The organism is Quyinboa sediminis (assembly GCF_042219855.1).
Lineage (GTDB): Bacteria > Bacteroidota > Bacteroidia > Bacteroidales > UBA5342 > JBHJHP01.
On the sequence record NZ_JBHJHP010000010.1, the window covers coordinates 95,345 to 119,676 of the forward strand.

Sequence of the window (24,332 nt, forward strand, 5' to 3'; positions counted from 1 at the left end):
ATTAGAATTGTAGTTTTAGACCAAGTTTAACTGAAGCAGGGGCAGGTGTTTTGGCATAATCAAATCCCTGCATCATTGGATCGTAAGAGTAAGATGTTACCGGATCCAAGCCCAGATAGTTTGTAAATGTATAAAGGTTTTCAGCTGAAACATATACAATTCCGCTCTTTATAAAATCATACGAATCAGGTTTAAGTGTGTAAGATAAAGTGATGCTTCTGAGTTTAATGTAAGATGCATCCTCTATCCATCTGTCTGAGAAACGATTGTTTTTCATCGGGTCATTGTAGGCTACTTTAGGAATATCCGTTACCTGACCTTCTGTTTGCCATCTTCTCACCACTGCAGCTGATTGGTTGTTGTAACTGTCAACAGCTTCCAGAGATCTTCTGACAGCATTATACATGTCGTTACCATAGCTGTAACTGAATGATGCAGAAAGATCAAATTGTTTGTACCTTAAATTGGCAAACAGTGCACCAAAAACATCCGGATTGGCATTGCCGATTATTGTTCTGTCACGTGCATCAATAATGTTATCGTTTCCGTAGGAATCTTTAAAGATAATATCACCGGCATTGAACGGATCACCTTTATAATCAGTTAACCCGGCATTATCGGCATCCTGTTGTGAGGCAAAAACGCCTTCTGTTTCATACCCGTAAAAACTGTATACCGATTCACCAACGCGTGAAATAACCGCAGATCCATCGCTTAATTCATGAATAATCTCATTTGAACTTCCTAAGCTTTCCAGCACATTTTTATTCAGACATGCATTACCTCCCAGCGTAAACCCAAAGTTTCTGCTGCTGAACACATCAAACATCAGCGATAACTCAAATCCCTTGTTGCTTATCTCACCCTGATTATAGATGATTTCTTCTATACCGAATTCCGGTTGTGTTTTACTTGGCATAATAACATCAGAGGTTATGATACTGTAATAGCTCAACTCAGCCTGAATACGGTTTTTAAACAGCCCCATATCCAGTCCGGCATCAAATGTTTTACTTGTTTCCCATTTCAGCAGGGTGTTAGGCATATTACCACGAACAATACCCGACAGGTTACGGAAAGGTGTACTCAGGTAATAGTATTTACTGATTCTGGTGGAGAAGCGGCTGTTTCCACTGATACCATATTCACCTCTAAGATTAAGTTTGTTAATGGGATCAACATCTGTTAAAAATGATGTGTTTTTCAGGTATAAGGTAGCACCACCGGATGGGAAAATGCCCCAGCGTGTGGCCTCTTTACCTGTTGACGATGCTGCATCGTAAGATGCATTGGCCGACAGAGTCAGCAGATTATTAAGAGTATAATCGGCATGTCCGTAAAAGTTCATCCAGTTCCATTCTTCAATATACCCCCAGAAGTCTTTATCCTGGGTTACATAATCCAGTGTTCTGTAAAAGTCCGAAGCTGTATTTGTTCCTTTTCCTGCATCATATTCATGGCGTGTTATAAGGGACTGGAAACCCAGAGACACATTAAACGGATTTTTACCGATCAGCGTTTTATATACTCCATTCACATTGGTATAGTAATTTACTGCTTCTCCTACACCTGCACGGGCAGTGTTCAATGCAAATCCGTCCTGGAGTGGAAGAATGGCCAGGTTATCTTTTCCTGAAATGAAAGCATTTTCCCTGCTGTAGTTGTAATACAGGCCGAAGGTTCCTGTAAATGTCAGCTTTGGTGTTACCCGGTAGTTTATGCCGGTGTTAAAACTGAAATCGTAAACATCTGATCCGATAGTCAGCTGGTTTACCACGGCAAGAGGGTTACTTACTCCAAACTGGCGTACAGCATCGTATCCGGGCAAAGTATTATTAAATGCATCTTTTCTGTGGGGATTTAAGATGGGGGCTTTATACAGCGCAGTCAATAATGGGTTGGTGGCATTCAGCATACCCTGTTCATATAATGAGCTGGTTAAAAAAGCAAAACCAACAGATGAAAACAGATCAATATTCTGCCCTAAGTTAATGTTTGCATTTAAACGGGTATTATACCTTGCCAGACTGGAGTTATCAACGGTTCCCTGCTGATCGAAATAACCAACAGAAAGATCATATTTAGCAACCGCATCTCCACCTTTAATCCTTATATTATTATCGGTAACAAATGCAGGTCTGTAAATCTCCTGCTGCCAGTTGGTATTATTGTTGTACAAAAACTGATAATAGTAATCAGGATCATCTCTCAGAAACGGAAAATCGGTCAGAAATTCTCCCATATCGGCATATTGGGTAATACCGACATCACCGATGTATGCTTTAAAATCCGAAACATTAAGTACGGGAAGCGTGGAATTGTTAAATGCCATGCCGTACTGGCCCGAGTATTCAACTGCTGTTTCAAGGTCGGTTGCTTTTTTTGTTTCTATCAGCAGCACACCATTTGAACCTATCGAACCATAAAGTGAAGCCTCCTGGCCTTTGAGTAAAGTAATATTTTCAATGTCGTTTACACTGATTGCGTTGAAAATACCTTTTGAATATCCACCGATAATAGGAGATTCATTCATGTCGGGCAGATAAGGAACCCCATTTAAAATAATCAGCGGAGCGTTATTGCCAAGAACCGATTGAATACCCCTCAGGTTTAAATACGATCCTTCACCCGGCATACCACTTTTGTTGATCATATAAAGTCCGGAAATATTTCCCAAAAGTGCATCATCAATTGTTGCTGCACCCTGATCTATATTTTTTTCATTTATATTCTGACTATTACCCGTAACGATATTATAATCTGCCTGGTGGAAAGGTAATACCTTATCCTGATTATAGTCAAATTTATCAGACGGAATCATGGTTACTTCGAAAGTGCTTTTGCCCAGTATGGGAAGCTTTTGCTGAAAATAACCCTGTCCCCATACTTCAATTGTACCGTCAAGGGAACTTACTTCCAGTGAAAACTGTCCCAGGCTGTCGGTTGTGGCAGACTCAGTTGCAACTGAACTCGTAATAACAGCGCCCTTAACCGGTTCATTATTATATGGACTTAATATTTTTCCTGTAATTTTTAACGGCTCTTGTGCTGATGCGGATACTGTTGTCAAGAGCGCACATATCACAAGGAAGAGATTAATACATTTTTTCATCCGTGAATTATATTTTAATGTTTGGATGCCCGACGGAATTAAACCGGCTCGGACGGGGAACTTGTCCTGAAAAAACTGAAATCGTTTCATTAGGATATTATTTTTTAGATGTATTGATTTACGCTTCCTGCCGGAAACGGGATCTGCCTTTATATTAATTTGAAAACAATTTAATTTCATTAGAAACAGCTTTTTAATAGTTGTTTTCAGTTGGTTTGAGAGCCCAGTGATATAACTGGAGTTCTTCTGTACTTCCACCTCCCAATCGGCTGAATTCAACTTTTATTTTAACATGTTGCAGACCTTCGCCAGCCACATTTACAATGTTTACAAGACCTCCCAGACCATCATATTTTGATACCACTGTTTCAGTAACACGGTCATAGTTCCATGGACTGGACTGATTTACTTTCACTTCTTCGCCAACCAGTTCTCCGTTGAAATAGAAATTGACATAAGCATGGTTTTTACTTCTGAACCCAAAATAAAACTTATATTCTCCTGCCGGTATCAACATCTCTGAAGCTACTGTAGTATTATCGGGAAGGGTCTCAATTTTTAAAGGCGAAAACTCCACAGCCAATGGTAAACTATCGTTAATGTCTCCCAGAGCTTTCAGATAAAAATAGTAGCCTTTCGGGTAGCCATATGATGTAAAATCAAAACTGTCACCTTGTACTATGGTATGACTTGTTTCATTAAAATACTGGATATAATTGGGTTTTTCTTCTTCCGGTACATACTGTATATACTGAACCAACGATTTTATCCTGGTAATAAAAATGTTATTCGGGATCTTCATTTTGGTTACATTATAGATGATACCGTTACTCATCATTTTCGGATCCATATCCAGTTGCTGAACCGAGGTTCTCCAAACAATGTTTCTGCCATCAGGTTCCGGCATTGTTACTGCAGAAACCAGGTCGGTATTGGGATCAATATTTCTCATTATGCCGTCATAGAAAAGTGCACCTTTAATCCAGTTGAAAGCAAGGATGGTGTCTTTTAATGTACATGGCATACCAATTGAAAGCAGCTGGTCCTTATAATTTTCAAGACAATCGTCAATAACGGAGTTGTCTGGTAAAAACATGGTGAGCTGGGAAAATTCCGATTTAAAATCAGCCTGAGCAAGCAATGGGTTTTCAATGACAAAAACCGAATCGTAAATGGTATTCCCTGTGATATCCACACCAATCGGCACACTGTTTTCTACGTCAAATACGGTGTCATTTGAATTGAATATCGTATCGACAATGGTAGAATAATTATCACCGAGTGCCAGCAGGTAATCATAAATACCTATAACCGGTTCCATCAGGTGATTGATTTCATGTACGACACCATTTTTACAAAACTGATCTGTTTTAAGGATTTTTGCATCAGCTACGTAGGCATCATCGGTGCCAAGGGAGACAGAAATATATTTACCGTTCAGAGAACGCAGTCTTAATCCATCATATAACTTGGAATATCCAAATGACAGGTTATTGATCTGATACTGCATGATAAAAGTATCGGTAAACATTTTCTCTAACTCCGCCAACTGATCCATCGCTTCGTTATTTACCGCCCAGACCGTTAAGTTCTGGTCCCTCTGCAGTTCTTCTGCTACTCCTGTTGCTTCAAGTGCAGCAACAAATTTGTCATAGTCATGATTGGATTTCAGATACTCCAACACACTTTGCGATGAAACGGTGGAATTCCCTTCATCATAATGCTCTTTCCAGTTGTCTTTGCAGGCCGCAAATAACAGAATAGCCAGACCTAAAATATATGTTAAACGTTTCATAACTATAATTTTTAATTTATTGGCTCAAATTTGATATAATCAAGTTCCAGTTTTTTACCATCAATTCCTACAATTCTTAAGGTATGTTCATCTGTTTCATCAAACGTGATTGAACTCACCAGGACTTTGTTTGAATATCTGGTCGCAGTAGCATTGGACACGAAGAAAGACGAGCCCAGTTTTGTATCATTGTCCATGTAACACTGCATTTCGCCTGCACTGTTAACAGATAAATAGCTTACATAATATAAGGTCATCTTATATGTACCTTTTACAATAACAGGGGTTTTAATTTCAACCCATCCTCCTGCACCGGTCGAGATTTCAAGATGGTCGAAAAACTTACAGTCATAATACGCACCATCATTGTTTCTGTTATTGACATACGTAATCACATCTGGTTTCGTCAGTGGAATGGCTTCCCAGTAGTACGCAGCAACTTCATCTTCTGGAACCACTTTTTCATAGGTTCCGCTACCGCCTCTACCGTTTGGACTCTGGAAATAGTCGCAGATGGCTGCCAGATCAGCATAATTGGACAAATCCCAGTCTATGACAGTCGTAGGAGGGGTGGCAACAGGCATCCATGTGTCAACCTCGTGTAATACCCCATTTTTGCAGGTAATATCGTTTCTGAATGGAATAAATCTGGTGCCTGTCTCAACCGTTTCATCATAGTTGATCCAGATTCCGTTATCTGATTTTGAGATGTTAATGAGTTCCTTATTAGCCAGAGTATTGATATTTTTTGAATCTACACCATCCTGAAATGTAGCCAGTACATCATATGATTGTCTCTGAGAAACAATGTGATAGGCAACGTACTGGTTGAGCAGATTATCGGCATTTGTATAATCTGACTGCTCAACACCAATTTTACTTTTCAGATCATCAAGTGACCGGATCCCATCTATACTGTAGATACTGTCAGGAACAGCAAACAATGTGAAATAATACCTTCTGATAATTTCGTTACCACTGCTCAGATCAAGCGCTGTATCCTGCACTTTATTCAGCAGTGCATCATAACCGGTTGCTGTAACAGCATCTTTCATAATGGAAAAACGATCGGAGTCGATCCGGTCCCATATGGTCTCAACAACCGGAATCAGAACCTCATCCAATACATGAACCACGCCATTGGTCACTTCAATATTCAGTTCAACAATTTTACTGGTGTTGTTGATGTAAATGGCAGTTAATCCACCTTCGCCAAACGATATGGATAAATACTCGTCAATTGCTGTGGGCCAGTTCATTACACCACTTGAAAATTCTTCCTGTTTAAGCACTTTATTATGTAAGGTGTGATACTTAACAAGGAAAGTAGCATACTCCTTATCAATATCCGTAACCGAGTTGTAACCTTGTTCTTTCATAAATTTTTCCATTGCGGCATTATTAGGAACAAAAGCCGTATAATCGGTGTACAGATTAAACGTGCTGTACAGACCTGTATAGTGGAGCAGTTCAACCCATAATGAGAAATCTTCGGAGCGCGAGTTCAAATAACTGGCAACGGGCAGTTCATCATAGGCAACATAAGTAGTCCCTTCGTATGGATCTTTACATGCGAAAAGAACAAAGCCTAATAAGAATATGGATAATATTTTTTGCATGTTCATTTTTTTTATAGCTATTTTCATGATGAAATCAAATCGTTTAATTAATTATTTGAGACTCTCATAATAAGGATTCTGAATCAGATTTTTGTTATTTGTCAGTTCATCGAAATGAATTGGTAAATAATGACTGTCCTTGTTCCTTAGTATTGATTGAACGATTAACGCCTTTTCAGGGGTAATATTTTTTAATACCTCATCTATCATATAATTGAGATACTGATAATTATTGCGTTTCCCTACCCTGAGTAAATCATACCATCGTTTACCTTCAATAGCCAGCTCGAGGGATCTTTCATCCATCACCAGTTCCAGCATTTCCTGTTCGGTTTGCGGAATATCAGTGATCAGATTAGTCACCTGTGCTCTTTCTCTGATTGAGTTTACGATATCAACAGCTTCTGCATAGTTGGTTTGATTTCCCGGTTCTTTCATTACAAGAGCTTCTGTCTTCATTAATAAAACATCGGCAAAGCGGTACATGATCCAGTTCTGGTCCTGCTCGCCGGAAGTTCTTTCAGCACCAACTTCTGTAGCCAGTAAATGATTACCTGCATTTGAACCGATATATTTCCAGACCTTAAGTGCCGGCATCGTCGTGTAAGTTGCATTCAAGCCTCTGATGTCATTGTATGACCTTAAATACTTCATGTATAAGGTCATGGATATCTGGTAATCATATGATGTCCCGTTAAACATATTATACAGGCTGCTGTTGGATTGTCCCTGAGAATTATCCCACTGCAGCTCGAAGATGCTTTCATTTGAGTTGCCCGGATTGAAAAGCGTGAACCAGTTATTTTCGTTCTCACCGGTCAGACCCTGTATCAGCCCTACTTTACCTGAACCTATAATATCGTTACAGGCTATGATGGCTTTATCGTATTCTTCTGTCCATAAATACACATCAGCCATGGTGGCTTTGACAGCCAGCCTGGTAGCTCTTCCTTTGTTCATCCATGGTTCAGAAGCAGAATAGGAATCCTTGATATTCTGTTCAGCAAACAGTAAATCGGCTTTAATCTGCGCCCATATTTCTGATTCCGGTGACTTGGGAATTTCATAATTCTGGGAATCATTCATATAAGGTTCAAGAATGAGAGGTACATCTCTGAAATTCCGCACAAGGAAAAAGTAGGCCAAAGCACGCAGGTATGTTGCCTCAGCAACAGTTGCATTTTTGGCTTCTTCAGGAAATGAAGGATCTGCAACTCCCGGTGCATAACGGATCACCATATTACACAGGTTGATAATCTGATACCATTTACCCCATCTGCAATATTCATTATCAGGCAGGATGTTCCATCGCATGATGTCCAGTTCATCTCCACCAACAATATTCGGGGCGATGGAATTGGCCCGGTCTTCACCCCATACAATCTGATCCTTAACGGTAGTTCTGTACTTGATGTAGATGGCTGCGATAATTGCTTCTACCTGCTCTTTATTTTTCCAGTATTCATCTGCCACCTGTTCATTCTCCGGAATAACATCCAGCCATTGGTTACAAGAGCTAAAACCAATCAAAGCGGTTAACAGTAATATTTTTATGTTAGTCTTCATTTTCATCATCGATTAAAAGTTCATTGTTATACCAACTGCAAACCTGCGCGCTTTAGGCGTATTGGATCTATCTTCACTTAAAAGATATATATTGCTGGACAATCCAACTTCAGGATCCTGTCCTGTATAATTTGTCCAGGTAAACAGGTCATATCCTGTTACCCATAAATCCAGTCTGTCAATACCTCTGTCCCTGATGAGTTTTTTCGGGAAAGAGTATTTCAGAGATAGTGTTTTTAAACGCACAAAAGTTCCGTCCTCTACAAACCTGTCTGATCCAAGGTAGTTATTTCCTTTACCCCATAAAGCTCTTGGAATATTTGTATCATTACCTTCTTTTGTCCATCTGCTCATTACTGCCGTACTCTGGTTATTGGGTCCGATCATACTTTCCAGATTCATTTGAGTCCGGTTCACAATTTTGTAGTTAAAACGTCCATGGAAGAATGAAGATAAGGTCAGGTTTTTATACCTCAATCTGAATGACGCACCACCTGTAAACAGAGGCATGGCATTTCCCAGGTATACAATGTCGTATTTGTCAATCACACCATCACCATTGATATCCTCATATTTGGCATCACCCGGATATACCCTGTAATTTGCAGTTAGTCCGTTCTGCATATAAACCGGTTCTCCGTTGATGTCATAAATTACGTTTCCTTCCGGATCGCGTGCCAGGGTTTCTTCTTCATTCTGGTATACACCCAGGCAGCGGAAACCATAAAATGATCCAAGCGGATTGCCTTCAATAATTTTATGGGCATAATTCCCGTTCGCCAGCTCAAAACTCTCGAATTCCTTGTTGTCCGGAAGATCAATTACTTTATTAATGTTTTTAGAGAAGTTAATATCGGTATTAAAACTCCAGTTTTGACTTTTTATAATATCATATCCAACGATTAATTCAAATCCCCTGTTGGACATAGAACCGGAATTATACCATTTAACCTGCGAGTAACCAGTAGTGGATGGTATATTTACGTCCCGTTGCAACAGGTCCGTTGTCATCTTGTCGTAGAAATCTGTAGTAATCCGTAATCTGTTCCTGATAAGTTCAATATCCATACCGATGTTGGTCTGTGCTACGGTTTCCCATTTCAGATTATCCAGCTGTTGCCTTTGTGGCTCAACGGCTGTCATAGATACATAGCGCTCATTAAGACCACGGAATGTACCGATATAAGGTGAAGATCCACTTGGTGCGTTACCACTCTGGCCCCAGCTAAGACGAAGTTTACCAATATTGAACCAGTCTATGGCACGCATGAAATTTTCATCACCAAAATGCCATGCCAAACCGACTGTCGGGAAAGATCCCCATCGGTTTTCTGCACCCATACTTGAGTTGGCTTCTCTTCTGAAACCGGCAGAAATCATGTACTTATCCTTAAATGTATAGTGGGCATTTGAAATAAATCCCAGGTTTCTGACCACAGAATTTCCTGATCCCATTGTAGATACATTAGAACCTGACGTCGGATCAGCAAGGAAGATGGATGGTGAACCACTGGTTGCACTGGAATATCCTGCTGACCGGCCTTCATAGGTCTGGAAAATACCGGTAAGAATAATTTTATGTTGCTCAGAAAATGTTTTACGGTAAATCAGCTTATTCTCTGTCTGAATGTACATATTATCAGATAAATAGTCACTACCTTCGTTACTGTTGGAATTGGTAAGGTTAACACCGGTTACAATATTGGGAAGGAACCGTTTGTTTTTGGTGGTTCTCATGTCCATACCCAGAATACTTCTGTATTCCAGCCCTTTTAAAATATTGTATACAGCACCAAATACAACCCGTCCGTTCCGTTTTGTGGAATGGTTGGTTGCTTCATTGACCATGGCTACCGGATTGTACATATTGTTTGATGCCCAGGAGCCCTGGACATTTTCAACAGGAGTGAAATATTCATCGGTACGTTTACCATCATCACCAATGATATACGGACTCATATTCGGCAACTTTTTAAGCGCCTCAGAACGCGGGTTTGAACCGCCCCAGTAACTATCAATACCCGCCTGAGAATAGGAAAAGTCAGCTGTTAATCTGAATTTGTCAGAAAAACGATAATCCAAACCCACTAATGAATTGAAACGTTCCAGTCCGGTTCCGATAGTTGTACCGGTTTCATTTAAATAACCTAGCGAAATGCGATACGTTGCCTTATCACCACCACCACTCATCGAAAAGCTGTTATCCGTGGTAAAACCGGTTCGTGTTACTTCACTAAGCCAGTCGGTTTCCTGGTTATATTCATCATAATAGATCCAGTTTGGATCAAAATTGATCTCCTTGCGGTCACTTAAGTTGGTTAAAACATCACTTCTGCTTTCTCCTTCGTCAAGGAAGGTGTTCCAGTTCATCTCGTTCAGCAGGGTTATAAATCCATCAGCATCCAACATCGGAATGGTGTTGGGTTCCTTTTTAATATCGAATTTGGAGTTGAATGAGAATCTGGTTTTACCACGTGTCCCTTTTTTTGTCTTGAAGATTAAAACCCCGTTGGCTCCTCTGGAACCCCAAATCGCGGTAGCGGCAGCATCTTTCAATACTTCGATCGATTCAATGTCCGCTGGCGAAATATTTACCAGAGCACCCAAATCTTCATCGTTTGCCGTTGCGAAGTTAAAATCATCATTAATAGTTGTAGGGTAGGGCACACCGTCAATTACAATTAAAGGTTCCGACGATGCATTCAGGGATGATGTTCCCCTGATACGGATTGAACTTCTTGCTCCCGGATCACCACTGGTAACAATATCCACGTTAGCCATGCGTCCCTGAAGCTGATCTTCAATGGATGCGGAAGGCGTGGATTCCAGTTCTTCCATATTTATGGTTTGTGTTGAGGTAACCAGTTCCCTGTTATTCAGACCCAGGGAGTTGCGTTCAACCCTTTCGGATGTTATCGTTACACCTTCCAGTTCCACATTTGATTCTCCCAGAACAACGTTGGCAACTGCCTGTCCTGTATAAGCAATGACTTTACTTTCGAAACCAATAAAAGAAAAAACGACTGACAGATTTGGTTTATCAGGAACCGATAACCGGTAGTTACCGTCCATGTCTGCGATGGTACCCGATAAAGATCTGTGTAATTCGTTTTCCACATGGATATTACAACCCATAAGTGGTTCTCCTTTTGCATCAGTTACTTTTCCCGTCAGTACTTTATCCTGCGCGTGAATAAGCGAAACACTGAAAAGTAAAACAGCCAATATTTTGTACTTTATTTTCATTAGAATAGTATTTTATATTCTTGACCTGCCTTGTTAATCAGACTGGTTCTCAGCTTTAGACTTTGATTAAAATTAATACTTACCTGGTATGCTTTTTTATTTTCCATTTATAATTTTATGTCTATTCAATTATCAGGGTTGAATTAAAGCATCGATTGTATATACGGCACAATCACCATATACCTTTGGAATGTTACTGGTAACATTGGCTGTTTGCCCGCCGGGAGTTGTCAGCCTTAAACTGCTGCCCAAGTCAGATAAAGTTACCTTTGATGCAGGAACTGTATCCGTAGGACTTGTTTTAATCAGTCCCTGGTAAGTAACAAAATCACCTTGTATACCTGCTCCGGGGAAGGCATAATCAGAAATTTCATTGTACGGTACAGGAATAAAGTAGTACATCAGGAAGTTAGCCAGAGAATCCGGATCCGTTGGAATTGTTCCTGCCGGTGCATTCAGTATGGCTTCATCCGATGGAACAAATAACATATACTTGTCTCTTAAGTCCGGTAGCGGTGCATTAATTGGCAGCAGCCCTGCCAGTGTCAGTTGATTCGCGAATTCTTTATAGGCCGATAAGTAAGGGATTTCATCTGCCAGACCAATCAGGTATTTAAATTCACCTGTTTCTGTGAGTAAAACGGAGTCCACGTTATAACAGGATCCGTTTGACCAGTCACCCTCTATCGGTTGTATGGAAGCAAATTTACTGCCTTCGTTATACATTTTATTGGAAGCAATTGAATCTCCTTTCACGAATAAGTATGAATAGCTGTTTCTGCTTTTGTATACATCAATGCCGTCCACATTCGTCAGCACATCAGTTGCTACATGACTGTCAACATAATAGGCCATATATGAAGATGACATATTTCCCCAGGTCTGATCATTTACCTGAACCGCTTCATCGCCGAATTTTCCCGGAGTGGGATCATAATACCTGATGTCTAATCCGTCAATTCCTGCGTTTACTATTTTCTCATCCGATGGAAAAAAAATGGTATAGTTAATTGCCGTACTTGTTAATGGCAGTGCCACATCACTGTAAGCAATCATATGCAGGAACATTCTGTATTTCGGATCTCTGAAAGCCGGGCCTGTAATACTCGTAAACATGGGTGGCGTGAGAACTGTGTTCAGACCGTAATATACACCATTGGCGCAGATCTGGCTTTTAGATACATCTGCATCCGGGTCAAAAGCTACAGGAGTACCGTAGAAAGTTGTGATTTCGTCTTTTTTAATATTCTCAGGAAAAGCAAGGTCTCCAGAAAACGTATGGTTATAGAGCAGGTATAAAACAGCCAGTGGATTTACATCTGCAAAGGAGTCGTAATATGGTTCCCATGTTTCCTGGAAGAAGGCATCCAGAGCATTGTTATCCGGTACAAAAACACTGTTGGCAAAACGGGTTAAAACCGACCACGCATTGGCATCCTGTACCGGCCACTCTGAAGCTATGGCAGGTAACTCGGTATGCATGTGGATAAATAATGAATCCCCGTTACCGTAGTTATCTGAAATATCGGCATCATATTCATAATAAGAAAACTGGTCATAAAGGGTCAGAAAATTGGAGTAATTCCCTTCTGATTTAAGACTCTCATATACTGTTTCGAGAGGATCAAGTACACGGTCAATTAAATATAAAAATCCGTTGTCAGTTGCAATTTCATACTGGTCAACGGTTGCTCCGGCAATATTAAAACCGCCATTATCGCCTGTCCAGGTACTGTTAGGGTATAAAAACTCGTAATTGTACTTAGCTTCAATTTCCCTGGAATCAAACATATAACTTGAGAATACCGGTAAATAAAGGTTTCTGTGGAACACAGAATATTCCCGTGGTGTCCCGTTGGGTTCAAATCCATGTTCCCTGGTAATGGGGTTGGTTGCTTTTGTACGTTGTTTATAAAACAATCCTTTTTCTGCAGGATTGTAACTTTCGCGCCCACCGGGTTGAAAATTGGCAAATAACTCCTTGTTGTATTTATAATCCACCAAATGGTAGCCTATAAGCTTGTTCAGTTCAGCTTGTGGCATATCATCGATGGAGCCATAGCCTTTGCTGTTAAGGTAGGCAGTGAAGGCTTCATCATCAGGAGCCATAACAGTCACCAGTCCTCTTCCGCTTACAACAGTACTAAAATCCGTTTTTTCGAGTGCATCCAGAAAAATGGTGTAGTTTCCCTGATCCTTTAGGTAATCAGTAGCACTTCCCACTAACCATGGCGGATCTTCGTAATGCTCTGCCATTCTGTCCTTACAGGAGGATAAAACCAGAACCATGATTATTCCAAACCATGATAGAATATTTAACTTTCTTCTAAGTAACATAAAAATGAATTTAAATTATTTTGAATGCTCTGTTAGCGTTTATAATTAATGTTGTGATACAATGAAATTGTCTGTCTGATAAATCAGTTCTGAAACGTATTTTCATATTATAACTATTAGTTAACTTATTTGTGGTTGATTTTATTCTGTATTCATCCCAAACTTAAAATCCTTCTGACTGAAGATGAACTGAAATGAAAACTATGAAGTAAAGTGGAAATATCAAATTGATGTGTTGTGTTTCAGAATATGGTTTTGGCAGAACCGGGAGAATGATATTTTAAACGAATAAATACCAATTCAGCTCCGTTTTATCTGAAAGGCTCAATTTTGAGATTTTAATCACAATACCAAATAATATCAGTTTCAGGTTAAACATATCTATAATGTTAGATGTGTTTATGAAAGAAAAATTCTTCAGTACAAACTTTACAGTGCAGAAAAACGCCTTTTTCTGTATTGATTCTGTTGCTGCAAATCTTCCTCTAATGCCTATGATTAGCGGATTCTTTGCAATTTAATGTTGTGGCATTAAATCTTGTTTTCAAAAATTAACTAAAATTAAACTATTTCAGGTTTATTCGCAATATATAAATTGGCACTTCACTTGCACATTTTGACACTGAGAAATAATTGTATTTTTTACGCTTATTTTCACTGTCAGGAAAAAAAATATAAGATAAAGAAGTATTATTATGATTATTATTGGCGTTTAAATTGCATTAAATAAGTATGTTATTTCTGTTGTGTCAGGTTGTGGAGGTTTTAGGGATAGCGTATTTTCTACGCTAATGGGATATGCAATTTTTGACATAAATATTTAGAGGTAAACAAAAAAAAACCATAAAAAATAATCATTATAAATAAGCAAAAAAAACCGGCTCTGTGTCCGGTTTTTATCTTATAATGCTATTGAGAGATCAGCTTTTAAGTTTTTCAATACTCTCCTGCAGACTTTTTATTTTAATTTCTGCATCTGCTTGTTTCTTTCGTTCCATATCAATGACGTTTTCGGGAGCATTATTCACGAATCTTTCGTTGCTCAGCTTTTTATTCACACTGGTTAGAAATCCCTGTGTGTACTCCAGTTCTTTTTCAAGCTTTTCAATTTCTTCTTCAATGTTAATACGGTCTCCCATCGGAACTGCATATTCGGTGGTTTTTACCATAAATGATACAGCCGAATTCTCAGCCTTGTCAACAAATGTTACAGATTCAGTATTGGTCAGTTTTTTAATAACCGGAATGTAATCTGAGAAATAAACTGCCTCATCCGCTACAATCTGAAGCTGCAGCGCATCTCTAAAGGCTACATTCTTATCTTTCCTGACTTTTCTTATTCCAGTTACGATCTCTTTGGCTTCTTCAAATTTATCTAAGACAGAGCCATCATAGGATTCTTTTCCAGATAAATGGCTGATCATAATGCTTTCACCTTCTGACCGTGGCTTTAGTTCCTGGTATAATTCCTCAGTAATAAAGGGCATAAACGGATGCAACAGCTTCAGCAGTTTTTCAAATAATTCTATAACCTCATTATAGGTAACCGCGTCAACAGGCATCTGATAATCGGGTTTAACAGCTTCAAGCAACCAACCGGAAAAATCATCCCTGAACAGGGTATAGCTTGACATCAGCGCATCGGAAATTCTGAATTTACTGAAATGGTCATCTACCTGTGCCAAAACCTCGTTTAGCTTTTGGTTGAACCAGGATAATGCAGCACGTGGTGCTTCCGGTTGCTGTGCTGTTTCACTAACTTCCCAGCTTTTAACCAGGCGAAATGCGTTCCATATTTTATTAGCGAAGTTTCTGCCCTGTTCGGTCAGGCTTTCGTCAAACAATAAATCCCCACCTGCCGGAGAACATAAGAGCATGCCAACGCGTACACCATCGGCTCCGAATTGCTTTATCAGTTCCAGAGGATCGGGAGAATTTCCCAGTTGTTTCGACATCTTACGGCCCTGTTTATCCCGAACCATACCGGTAAAGTATACATTCTTAAACGGGAAGGTACCGCGGAATTCATATCCGGCGATAATCATTCGGGCTACCCAGAAAAATATGATGTCATGGCCGGTTACCAAATCGTTGGTCGGGTAGTAGTAGTCTATTTCTTTATTTTCCGAATCAAAACCATCGAAAACAGAGATTGGCCATAACCAGCTCGATGCCCAGGTATCCAGAACATCTTCCTCCTGACGAAGCTCATCCATAGTCAGTTCTTTATTACCGGTTTTTTCTTTGGCCAGGTTCAGTGCCATTTCATCCGATTCTGCTACGACAAAACTTCCATCTTCCAGGTAATACACCGGGATACGATGGCCCCACCACAACTGACGTGAAATACACCAGTCCTTTACATTGCTCATCCAGTGTCTGTACAGGTTTTTGAATTTTTTTGGATGAAATTCCACTTCATCATTTTCTACAGCTTCAAGTGCCGGCTTTGCCAGTTCTTCCATTTTCAGGAACCACTGCGCTGACAGTTTAGGTTCAATGGCTACACTGGTGCGTTCCGAAAACCCTACCTTATTATTATAGTCTTCAATTTTAACCAGGTTTCCTGCTTTTTCAAGTTCAGGAACAATCTTTTTGCGTACGTCGAAGCGGTCCTCACCAATAAATAATTGTGCGGCTTCGCTTAAGGTACCATCATCGTTAAAGGTGTCGACTACCTCAAGATTATGACGCATCCCAATTTCATAGTCGTTTTCGTCATGAGCCGGTGTAATTTTCAAACATCCTGTACCGAATTCCATATCCACGTAATCGTCCATAATTACGGGAACAGAACGATTAACCAGCGGTACAAGCACACGCTTTCCTTTAAGATGTGTAAATCGTTCATCATTCGGGTTTACACAAACAGCTGTGTCGCCCAGAATCGTTTCAGGGCGTGTAGTGGCAACGGTTACCCATTCGTCTTCAGTTCCTTCAATTTTATAGCGCACATAATAAAGTTTCGATTTTTCTTCTTTATAGATCACTTCCTCATCAGAAACAGCCGTTTGCGCAGCCGGATCCCAGTTGACCATTCTTACGCCCCTGTAGATCAGGCCTTTGTTGTAAAGATCCACAAAGACTTTGATCACCGCCTTACTTCTGGTCTCATCCATGGTGAAGCAGGTGCGGTCCCAGTCGCAGGAAGCGCCCAGTTTTTTAAGCTGTTCAAGAATGATCCCACCGTGCTTGTGCGTCCATTCCCATGCATGATCCAGAAAAGCATCACGTGTAAGATCGGTTTTTTTTATGCCTTCCGACTTTAATTTAGCCACAACTTTAGCTTCGGTGGCAATGGATGCATGGTCGGTTCCCGGAACCCAGCAGGCATTTTTACCCAGCATTCTGGCCCTCCGGATCAGGATATCCTGAATGGTATTGTTCAGCATGTGCCCCATATGCAGCACTCCGGTGACGTTTGGCGGGGGTATTACAATAGTGTAAGGTTCTCTTTCATCCGGTAATGACTTAAAAAAGCCCTGTTCCATCCAGTAACTGTACCACTTGTCTTCAACGTTCAACGGATTGTATTTGCTGTCAATACTCATTTTCTGATGTTTTTATCTCTTATATAAATAGGGTCACAAAAATAGAAAAAAGTTAAGATTGAAAACCTAATTAGTTTGACAAATTCATCATATAACAAAACGATGGCAGGTATCTTTATGAGTGATTTATACTAAAATACAGGTATTTTAATGGATTATTATATAAATAACCTGAATATCAACTATTAGTTTTCCTCTTATTGCAGATGGTAATCCAATGTTTCAAAAGGTGCTGAAAATTTATGAGCAGAATAACATATGCTATAAAACGTGCATTATTTTACAAGAATCAATTTATCAGTTTTATATACGGAACGATTGTTCAGAATTCTGTAGAAGTAAATGCCATGGTTTAAATTATTCAGGTCTATATCAGTATTCTGATTACTAAGTTCAACTTGTATTACATTTTTCCCATTTACATCAAACAATTCAAACAGACGGGTATTATCATAATCAGGTAATTTAATCGTTATCATATCTGATGCCGGATTAGGATAGATCTTCACTGAACTTTTCACATGTTGTACATCATTAGCAACCGGAATTTTTGTTATCCCACTTTTGTTGCCTTTAATTATGGAGCCAATTAAATAAGTAAAATGACTTCCCCAGAAAGTAATCTCCTCTTCATAGACTAAACCTGTCGCTGATGAATAAATTTGTCTGTAACCATAATCACTACTTCCCCCTGAAAGGGTGCAGTCTGAAGCAATTAGTACGTTGTCATTAAAAGAGAATTTAGTATATAAAATTGTGTCTTTATTGTTCAAGCTTAAAGCAAAAGGATAAGTTGTGACTAATTCAGAATATTCCAGGCCAGCATCAACAAAACTTTTCGCAAAACAAAACGAGCTGGTTGGTGCATTAATAATTTTTCCTTCACGCGCTTTAATGTAAAAAGCTTCCTTTCCTGAATATTTGACGGTGCCATCCAAATAAAAGGTTTTCCTCTGGAATTCATAATGAACTGAATCGGTTGTTTTGTAGGAACTTATAATCGAATCTATGTAATAGCTTGAATGATAGCCAGGTCCTGGAATAGTATCTTTGTAATACAGCATATCTCCCGGTTGGAGATTAAAGAAGTCACTAAAGTCAGGTGTATAACCTTTGGAGAGTTCTCCTTTTTTAAAACCGATCAACTCGAATTCAGGAGGAGGATTCTCAAAATACCCGTTATAATATGCATAGGTGGGAACAAATTTAATGAATCCAAAATGTTTTGAAAGAATATATTCCATTCCCTCAAAGAGTCCACCCTGGTGTCTGAAAACCTTCACAGAATCTTCAATGCCCCGGAAACTTTGTTTTTCTTTTTTAATGCAGGTTATAATATGTTCTCCGTTTCCCCAGCTTTCTCCGACTTTACTGTAAGGTTCAAAATGTAAACTACCATATTTATCAGTTTCAATGTTGTAACTATAGAAATTAAATTCACCGTTTGCTACCCATGCACTGTCAAACTTATTTGGATGATTGTGATGTTGAATAACCCAATCTGATTTAACCTGTTTGAAGCATGCATCATCCAGTTCGGATTTTGCATTAAAGAAGTAAAACTGCATTCCCATGTGAGGTATATCCAGTATAGAATCCATCAAAAAGTTTTCCAGAATAACAGTATCTTCAAAAACCTGTTTATAATATGAGTTTTGGTTCAAAACAAATGGTTGCCAGTCCTGAGAAAATGTGTACAGGCTTATAAGTATAAAATGTACCAACAGTAAACATCTTTTCATTTTGAATTTACCTTTTGATCAGTTTGTCGGTTTTATAAATGGCATTTGAACTGCGAAGGGTATAGATATATATACCCGGTTTAAGATCGTTTAGTTCAATTCTTTCAGAATCTGATTTTAGTTCTTTTTCAATTATTTGTATTCCGTTTAAATCCGTTAATTCAAAGAATATATCCTCAGTTACATTGTTACTTACGATGGTAATGACGTCTGATGTCGGGTTAGGATAAAGCTTTACATAACTTTTTACCGGTATTACTTCGGTGGTTAATGGAATTTGTGTTATCCCACTTTTGTTGCCTTTAATTATGGAGCCAATTAAATACGAAAACGTAACAGTTGAATAGGTAAATTCTTCTTCATATACAACGCCTGTGGCAGAAGATACAATTTGTAAATCGCTGTAATCTGACATTTCAGAAAGTAAACAATTTGTATTATCAATTATTCTGCCGGGGAAATAAAACTTGGTAAAAGTAGCTGTATCATCATTTGTTATACTTAACGCGTAAGAATAAGTTCTAATGATTTCAGAAGAATTCTCATAGTACTTTGGGACTATACAAAACGAGCTGGTTGATGCACTAATAATTTTACCGTCTTTAGCACGTGTGAAGAAGTAATCTCGCTCAGATAAACTGAAATCATTTCTTTCCCTGTTATAAATTTTACGTTGGACCGTATAATGAACAGAATCAGTGGATTTGAACGTATTGATTATAGAATCAATATGAAAATATAAATCAAAATGCGGTACGGAATCTTTGTAATACAGCATATCTCCCGGTTGGAGATTAAAGAAGTCACTAAAGTCAGGTGTATAACCTTTGGAGAGTTCTCCTTTTTTAAAGCCGATCAACTCGAATTCAGGAGGAGGATTCTCAAAATACCCGTTATAATATGCATAAGTGGGAACAAATTTTATGAATCCAAAATGTTTTGAAAGAATATATTCCATTCCCTCAAAGAGTCCACCCTGGTGTCTGAATATCTTCACAGAATCTTCAATGCCCCGGAAACTTTGTTTTTCTTTCTTTATACAGGTTATAATATGTTCTCCGCTTCCCCAGCTTTCTCCGACTTTACTGTAAGGTTCAAAATGCAAACTACCATATTTATCAGTTTCAATGTTGTAACTATAGAAATTAAATTCACCGTTCGCTACCCACGCACTATCAAACTTATTTGGATGATTGTGATGTTGAATATCCCAATCTGATTTAACCTGTTTGAAGCATGCATCATCCAGTTCGGATTTTGCATTAAAGAGGTAGAATTGCATACCCATTTGAGCTATATCCATCAATGAATCCATCAAAAAATTTTCCAGAATAATGGTATCTTTAAAAACCTGTTTATAATATGAGTTTTGGTTCAAAACAAATGGTTGCCAATCCTGAGAAAATATGTACAGGCTTATAAGTATAAAATTTGCCAACAGTAAATATCTTTTCATTTAGAATTTACTTTTTGATCAGTTTATCGGTTTTATAAATGGTATTTGAACTGCGAATGGTATAGATATATATACCCGGTTCAAGATCGTTTAGTTCAATTTTTTCAGAATCTGATTTTAGTTCTTTTTCAATTATTTGTCTTCCGTTTAAATCCGTTATTTCAAAGAAAATCTTCTCCGTTACATTGTTACTTTCGATGGTAATGACGTCTGATGCCGGGTTAGGATAAAGCTTAATTAAGTCTTCAACTTGTTTTTCATCAATTGCCGTAATCTCCAATGGCGTTCCCCATTCTTTATCTCCCTTTTTGTAGTAAACCAGTTTTCGCTGTGCATATCCCATACTAAAGAAATTATCACAATAATAATATGGTCCTCCCAGTTCCTTGTAATACGTATACATTGGGTTACATCCATCCCAGCAACAGTTTGACCAGCAGCTGTCCTCTGTCTTATATATTTCAGGTACAAAAGAGTTGTCAATTTTTACACTATCAGAAATCATTCGGTATGAATTAGCACTCCAGTCATCAATAATTGGTTCATTGGGCAGATACCGGTCAAAAGTGGAATCTGGTTTTATAATTTGTGTTATTGTATCATGAATGTAAGTGTAGTTTTCTCCATTGTAATTTTTGTAATAAAGTTTTTCCTGTCTTTCAATTAAATAGGTTATGGAATCTGATGCTACTGTTTTGTCAAGATAATTGTATATTATTTTAAAGCTATGGCCTGAACCTTCATTAAATGATTCATCCAAAATATGAAGTTCATTACCAGCATCAAAATCATTAATATCAAAACGGGATAGGTTTTGAACACCAATTTTGGGGCTGGAAAGTCCAGCTAATTTGTATGAATCTGAAACTGTTTGAAAATAACCATATTCCTCATCTGATAAAGTGAAATAAAACATATCAAAGGTTTGTACAATACCATAGCTTTTACTGATTTTCATCTGCCAGCTACTCATCTTATTTAATTCTGCCGGATTCATGTTTTTATCATAAGCTACAAAGTCAATTGTTTTTACGGAGTCAATAAGTCCCATAAAATGCAAAGTGTCGTGTTTTGTTATGGCAGCTTTTATCGTTAAGGAATCAGGAATATAAAAGGCTGTCCATTCGTCGTTAAGTTTGGCCCGGGTTTCGATGCGGATGGTATCATGGTTTTTGTTAAAGAATAAATTGGTTCCGTTATCCTTAACGATGACTTTCCCTCCGATCCATGAGTCACCGTAGGGTGTAAAACAATCGTAATCCAGCTGCCGGATGCTTTTCATCGGGTATAAAACTGAATCACTGTCAAATTTCGTCGAATCAATTTTAATGCAACTGATATATCCGTAATCCCCTTCAAAGTATGAAATGCGGTTTGAGATAACAGTCTGGTAATTCTGTGCTGATAGTGCTGACATCCACAAAGTCAAAAAAATGGTGAAAATTTTAACAGATTTCATGCGGTTTAAATTTAACTGATGCAAACAAATTGATTTTCCAGGTCGTTTAATAGTTTAAAGGTATAAAATTTTCTAATACAGTTATCTATTATTCTTCTTATGATGAGGTTAAGATGTGCAAGACACACGGATCAATTAGATATAATTGTCAAATTCTATCAACAAATTCTGGGATTAGATGTAATTGGTTCATTTAAGGATCACCAAGGCTATGATGGTGTATTTTTAGGATTGCCAGGAGCAGACTGGCATCTGGAATTCACAACTTCAGAACAAAAGCCTGAACACATTCCTGATCACGATGATCTTTTGGTTTTTTATCCGGACTCAGAACAGGAATACCAGCGAATTATAAAAGCCATAGAGGAAAACCATATCGCATCAGAAGTTCCGGTAAATCCATACTGGCAGGAAAATGGTGTCATGATAAAAGACCCGGATGGTTTTTTGATTGTAATCAGAAAATTTACCTAAGTAATTACGACCTGGTTTGTTCAATAGTCTTAAGATTTCAGCAAGTTCATTAATTTATTATTGCGTCTTTTTAATTTAGTTTCTTTCTAAATAATTTCAAGCTGTATTAAACAAACTTTGTTTTATCCGGTTTAGTTGACATAATAATACAATGGGATGAAGAAAACATTTGGATTACTGAATGAAGAGGAGCAGGAACTGTTGAACCAGCTTGTGGAAGGGATGACAAAGGAACAATTGTTATGGACCAGCGGTTACCTGGCAGGTAAAAGTGAAAAGGATAAAAAAACAATAAAAAAAGAAAGACCCGACATGCCCAATATCCAGGTACTCTATGGAACACACTCAGGTAACAGTGAAGTAATTTCTGAAAAACTGTTGCAGTCAGCGAAAAATAACGGTTTGGATATGAAAATATCCCTGATGGAAAAATTTGAGTATAGAAATACGCCGTTACTCCAAAACTTAATAATTATTGTCAGTACCCATGGTGAAGGTGAACCACCTTCAAATGCAATGGGATTTCTTGATTTTTTACGCGATAAGGATACGCCTGAAATGCCCGGTCTGCACTTTGCCGTGCTGGGATTAGGTGATTCAACCTATGCCAATTTTAGCCAGGCAGGTGTTGATTTTCATAAGGCGTTAAAGAAATTAAAGGCTCAACCTATTATGCCGGTACGTAAGTGTGACGCTGAATTTATGCCCGAGGCTCAGAAATGGATGGATCAGATTATCAATCATTTCTCAGGAACTTCTGTTGTGCTTAGGCCTGAGAAAGCAGACATACCAGCGGGAGGACCCGTTTTAAACGGAGTGGCTAATGCCGGTTTTACAGTGCCATCATTTAAACGTGTTTATGACCGGAATAATCCGTTTTACGCCAGGATTCTTAAAAAGAAACTTTTAAATGGAGATGGTTCAGACAAGGAGGTTTATCATTTTGAACTCTCGATACGTGATTCCGGATTTACATACCAGCCCGGAGATACATTAAGCATTGTAGGTGACAATCCACCGTCGCTTGTAGAAGCCATTCTGGATAAATTCAGTTTCGGCAGGGATGAAGAAGTTGTATTGGATAAACAGATGTTTACGCTTTACCATGCATTGAGGAATTATCTTGAAATAACGGTGATCAATCCGGTAATACTGGATCGATATAACAGGTTTGCAGGTTCTAAGGAGTTGACTGATTTAATCAATGATCCGGTTCAACTGGCAGATTATTTATACGGAAGTGATGTGCTGGATTTGCTGACTGATTTTCCGGCAAAACTAAACGCGCAGGAACTCGTTTCAGTATTAAGAAAACTGCCACCAAGAAAGTATTCCATCGCTTCAAGCTTTGATGCTCATCCCGGTGAAGCTCATATAACTGTTGCTGCGGTTCGGTTTGAAAAAAAAGAACGGATTCGTGAAGGGGCAATATCAACATTTGTTGTCGACCGGGTAAAAGAAGGGGACAGAATTCCGGTGTTTGTTCAGAATAAAAAGAAATTCAAAATGCCTGAGGATAAGTCAATCCCGATTATTATGATAGGCCCAGGAACCGGAATTGCACCGTTTCGTGCCTTTATTCAGCAGAGAAAACATGACGGTATAAAGAAAGGTACCTGGTTGTTTTTCGGGGATCAGCATGAAAAAACTGATTTTTTATACGGTGATGAATGGAACAAGCTAAAGGCTGAAGGCTATCTGCAGAAACTGGATCTGGCTTTTAGTCGCGACCAGGATGAAAAAATATATGTGCAGCACCGTTTGCTTCAGAAATCAGAGAAAGTCTGGAAATGGCTACAAAAAGGAGCCAGCATTTATGTTTGTGGTGATAAAAAGAAGATGGCAACTGATGTTCATCTTGCCTTGCTTGATATTGTGCGGAATGAGGGGAAAATGGACATCAATACGGCCAAACAGTATCTGAACAGTTTAGCATCAGATAACAGGTATCAGAAAGATGTTTACTAGAGTAGCC

General features: G+C 38.7%; 12 protein-coding genes. 2 read left to right on the forward strand and 10 right to left on the reverse strand.

Going from position 1 to position 24,332, the window contains the following annotated elements; all coding sequences use genetic code 11:
- Position 1 precedes the first annotated feature (1 nt).
- The 10 genes from ACE1EF_RS19085 to ACE1EF_RS19130 all read right to left on the reverse strand — a co-directional run bounded on the left by ACE1EF_RS19085 (position 2) and on the right by ACE1EF_RS19130 (position 21,883).
- Positions 2 to 3,112 carry a SusC/RagA family TonB-linked outer membrane protein gene (locus ACE1EF_RS19085; protein WP_375722303.1) on the reverse strand — a complete coding sequence of 1,037 codons (3,111 nt, stop codon included), beginning with the start codon at positions 3,110 to 3,112 and terminating at the stop codon, positions 2 to 4.
- A gap of 193 nt (positions 3,113 to 3,305) precedes the next feature.
- Entirely contained in the window at positions 3,306 to 4,907 is a 1,602-nt protein-coding gene (locus ACE1EF_RS19090; protein WP_375722304.1) for a fasciclin domain-containing protein, read from the reverse strand.
- A gap of 11 nt (positions 4,908 to 4,918) precedes the next feature.
- The gene (locus ACE1EF_RS19095) at positions 4,919 to 6,526 is read right to left on the reverse strand and encodes a fasciclin domain-containing protein (protein ID WP_375722305.1); all 1,608 of its coding nucleotides are present in this window, start codon (positions 6,524 to 6,526) and stop codon (positions 4,919 to 4,921) included.
- Positions 6,527 to 6,577: 51 nt separating this feature from the next.
- The gene (locus tag ACE1EF_RS19100) at positions 6,578 to 8,092 is read right to left on the reverse strand and encodes a RagB/SusD family nutrient uptake outer membrane protein (RefSeq protein ID WP_375722306.1); all 1,515 of its coding nucleotides are present in this window, start codon (positions 8,090 to 8,092) and stop codon (positions 6,578 to 6,580) included.
- Positions 8,093 to 8,104: 12 nt separating this feature from the next.
- Positions 8,105 to 11,338 (reverse strand): SusC/RagA family TonB-linked outer membrane protein, encoded by a 3,234-nt coding sequence (locus ACE1EF_RS19105; protein WP_375722307.1) that lies wholly within the window; start codon positions 11,336 to 11,338, stop codon positions 8,105 to 8,107.
- A 132-nt stretch (positions 11,339 to 11,470) separates the two neighbouring features.
- Positions 11,471 to 13,675 carry a fasciclin domain-containing protein gene (locus tag ACE1EF_RS19110; RefSeq protein WP_375722308.1) on the reverse strand — a complete coding sequence of 735 codons (2,205 nt, stop codon included), beginning with the start codon at positions 13,673 to 13,675 and terminating at the stop codon, positions 11,471 to 11,473.
- Positions 13,676 to 14,595: 920 nt separating this feature from the next.
- Positions 14,596 to 17,226 carry a valine--tRNA ligase gene (locus ACE1EF_RS19115; protein WP_375722309.1) on the reverse strand — a complete coding sequence of 877 codons (2,631 nt, stop codon included), beginning with the start codon at positions 17,224 to 17,226 and terminating at the stop codon, positions 14,596 to 14,598.
- A 275-nt stretch (positions 17,227 to 17,501) separates the two neighbouring features.
- A complete protein-coding gene (locus tag ACE1EF_RS19120; RefSeq protein WP_375722310.1) occupies positions 17,502 to 18,968 on the reverse strand; it encodes a T9SS type A sorting domain-containing protein in 1,467 nt (488 codons plus the stop codon).
- 7 nt (positions 18,969 to 18,975) lie between these two features.
- Positions 18,976 to 20,424, reverse strand: a complete 1,449-nt coding sequence (locus ACE1EF_RS19125) for a T9SS type A sorting domain-containing protein (RefSeq protein ID WP_375722311.1) — start codon at positions 20,422 to 20,424, stop codon at positions 18,976 to 18,978.
- A gap of 7 nt (positions 20,425 to 20,431) precedes the next feature.
- Entirely contained in the window at positions 20,432 to 21,883 is a 1,452-nt protein-coding gene (locus tag ACE1EF_RS19130) for a T9SS type A sorting domain-containing protein (RefSeq protein ID WP_375722312.1), read from the reverse strand.
- A 99-nt stretch (positions 21,884 to 21,982) separates the two neighbouring features.
- Here ACE1EF_RS19130 and ACE1EF_RS19135 point away from each other — a divergent pair, with 99 nt between their 5' ends.
- Complete coding sequence (locus ACE1EF_RS19135) at positions 21,983 to 22,357, forward strand: VOC family protein (RefSeq protein ID WP_375722313.1); 375 nt, start codon at positions 21,983 to 21,985, stop codon at positions 22,355 to 22,357.
- Between the two features lie 156 nt (positions 22,358 to 22,513).
- The gene (locus tag ACE1EF_RS19140; RefSeq protein WP_375722314.1) at positions 22,514 to 24,325 is read left to right on the forward strand and encodes a diflavin oxidoreductase; all 1,812 of its coding nucleotides are present in this window, start codon (positions 22,514 to 22,516) and stop codon (positions 24,323 to 24,325) included.
- Positions 24,326 to 24,332 lie beyond the last annotated feature (7 nt).

Coding starts and splice junctions, on each gene's coding strand:
- ACE1EF_RS19115 (WP_375722309.1), bottom strand. CDS start 17,226: ATGAGTATTGACAGCAAATACAATCCGTTGAACGTTGAAGACAAGTGG.
- ACE1EF_RS19120 (WP_375722310.1), bottom strand. CDS start 18,968: ATGAAAAGATGTTTACTGTTGGTACATTTTATACTTATAAGCCTGTAC.
- ACE1EF_RS19110 (WP_375722308.1), bottom strand. CDS start 13,675: ATGTTACTTAGAAGAAAGTTAAATATTCTATCATGGTTTGGAATAATC.
- ACE1EF_RS19125 (WP_375722311.1), bottom strand. CDS start 20,424: ATGAAAAGATATTTACTGTTGGCAAATTTTATACTTATAAGCCTGTAC.
- ACE1EF_RS19130 (WP_375722312.1), bottom strand. CDS start 21,883: ATGAAATCTGTTAAAATTTTCACCATTTTTTTGACTTTGTGGATGTCA.
- ACE1EF_RS19140 (WP_375722314.1), top strand. CDS start 22,514: ATGAAGAAAACATTTGGATTACTGAATGAAGAGGAGCAGGAACTGTTG.
- ACE1EF_RS19135 (WP_375722313.1), top strand. CDS start 21,983: ATGATGAGGTTAAGATGTGCAAGACACACGGATCAATTAGATATAATT.
- ACE1EF_RS19095 (WP_375722305.1), bottom strand. CDS start 6,526: ATGCAAAAAATATTATCCATATTCTTATTAGGCTTTGTTCTTTTCGCA.
- ACE1EF_RS19105 (WP_375722307.1), bottom strand. CDS start 11,338: ATGAAAATAAAGTACAAAATATTGGCTGTTTTACTTTTCAGTGTTTCG.
- ACE1EF_RS19085 (WP_375722303.1), bottom strand. CDS start 3,112: ATGAAAAAATGTATTAATCTCTTCCTTGTGATATGTGCGCTCTTGACA.
- ACE1EF_RS19100 (WP_375722306.1), bottom strand. CDS start 8,092: ATGAAGACTAACATAAAAATATTACTGTTAACCGCTTTGATTGGTTTT.
- ACE1EF_RS19090 (WP_375722304.1), bottom strand. CDS start 4,907: ATGAAACGTTTAACATATATTTTAGGTCTGGCTATTCTGTTATTTGCG.